Below are 1,614 nucleotides of genomic sequence, written 5' to 3' on the forward strand. Positions count from 1 at the left end.
GAGCGATAGCATGGAAGGGAGAGTCGGCAGCGGCCGGGGGCTGGAAGGTGCGGTGGGCCCGGTCGCCGGCGTTGCAACGATTCAGCAGAAAGGATTCAACCGGGCGCACGCCGTCGGCTGGGGGCTCCTCGTGCTGGCCGGCCTCATCGCGCCCTTCCTGGTGTACCCGGTGTTCGTCATGAAGGTGCTATGCTTTGCCCTCTTCGCCGCCGCCTTCAACCTATTGCTGGGCTATACCGGGCTGCTCTCCTTTGGTCATGCCGCCTTTCTTGGCTGGGCCGGCTACATCACCGGGCATACGGTGAAGGTCATGGGATTGCCGCCGGAGCTGGGAATGCTGGCCGGCACGGCCTTCGCGACCTTGCTGGGCTACATCTTCGGCAGCCTGGCCATCCGGCGCTCGGGAATCTACTTCGCCATGATCACCCTGGCCCTCGCCCAGATGATGTATTTCTTGGCGCTGCAGTTTCCGTTCACCGGGGGCGAAGACGGGCTTCAGGGCGTACCCCGGGGTACCTTGCTGGGGATCGTGGACCTCAGCCAGATGATGAACATGTACTTCTTCGTGCTCGCCGTGTTCCTGTTCGGCTTCTGGGTGATCTATCGCACCATCCATTCCCCCTTCGGGCAGGTGCTAAAGGCGATCCGGGAGAACGAGCCCCGGGCCATCTCCCTGGGTTACGATGTGGACAAGTTCAAGCTGATGGCATTCGTCCTGTCTGCCGCTCTCTCGGGTCTAGCAGGCTCCACTAAGACGCTCGTGTTCCAGCTCGCCTCCTTGACCGACGTGCACTGGCACATGTCCGGGGAGGTGGTGCTGATGACCCTGCTGGGGGGCATGGGCACGGTGTTCGGCCCGGTGGTGGGCGCCACCGTCCTGGTTACCCTGCAGAATTACGGTGCTGAGCTGGGGGAATGGGTGACAGTCCTCACGGGGGCGATCTTCGTGATCTGCGTGCTCGCGTTCCGGCGCGGGATCGTGGGGGAACTTGAGGCCCTCTACCGCCGCTCGGGCATTTCTATTCGGTGAAAAGCGATGAAGATCCTGGTCGCGGTCAAGCGGGTGGTGGACTACAACGTGAAGGTCCGCGTCAAGGCGGACGGCACAGGGGTGGAAACGGCCAACGTCAAGATGTCCATGAATCCTTTCGACGAGATCGCCATGGAGGAGGCGGTGCGCCTCAAGGAAGCGGGCAAGGCGACCGAGATCGTGGCCGTCTCCCTGGGAGTCGCCGCGTGCCAGGAGACTCTGCGCACCGCGCTCGCCATGGGCGCGGACCGGGCCGTGCTGGTGGAGACCTCCGTCGAGCTGCAGCCCCTGGCGGTGGCCAAGCTTTTGAAAGCGATCGTGGAACGGGAAAAGCCTGGCTTGGTGATCCTGGGCAAGCAGGCGATCGACGATGACGCCAACCAGACCGGACAGATGCTGGCGGCTCTCCTCGGCTGGCCCCAGGGCACGTTCGCCTCCAAGGTGGAGCTGGCGGAAGGACACATTCGGGTCACACGGGAAATCGATGGAGGCCTGGAGACGGTGGAGTTGAAACTCCCGGCGGTGGTGACCACCGACTTAAGGTTGAACGAACCCCGTTATATCACGCTGCCCAACATCGTGAA

At 63.3% G+C, this 1,614-nt stretch carries 2 protein-coding genes; both read left to right on the top strand.

Going from position 1 to position 1,614, the window contains the following annotated elements; genetic code table 11:
- The first annotated feature begins 10 nt into the window (after positions 1-10).
- Entirely contained in the window at positions 11-1,030 is a 1,020-nt protein-coding gene (locus V7Q81_RS16020) for a branched-chain amino acid ABC transporter permease (protein WP_333845335.1), read from the top strand.
- A gap of 6 nt (positions 1,031-1,036) precedes the next feature.
- Positions 1,037-1,614 (top strand): electron transfer flavoprotein subunit beta/FixA family protein (locus V7Q81_RS16025; protein ID WP_333845333.1); only part of this gene is annotated, 578 nt, incomplete at its 3' end.

Origin of the sequence: Pelomicrobium sp. (genome assembly GCF_036803785.1) — a bacterium.
GTDB lineage: Bacteria > Pseudomonadota > Gammaproteobacteria > Burkholderiales > UBA6910 > Pelomicrobium.

Bases quoted from the DNA above. Each gene is read 5' to 3' on its own strand.
- V7Q81_RS16020 (WP_333845335.1), top strand. From the start codon at position 11: ATGGAAGGGAGAGTCGGCAGCGGCCGGGGGCTGGAAGGTGCGGTGGGC.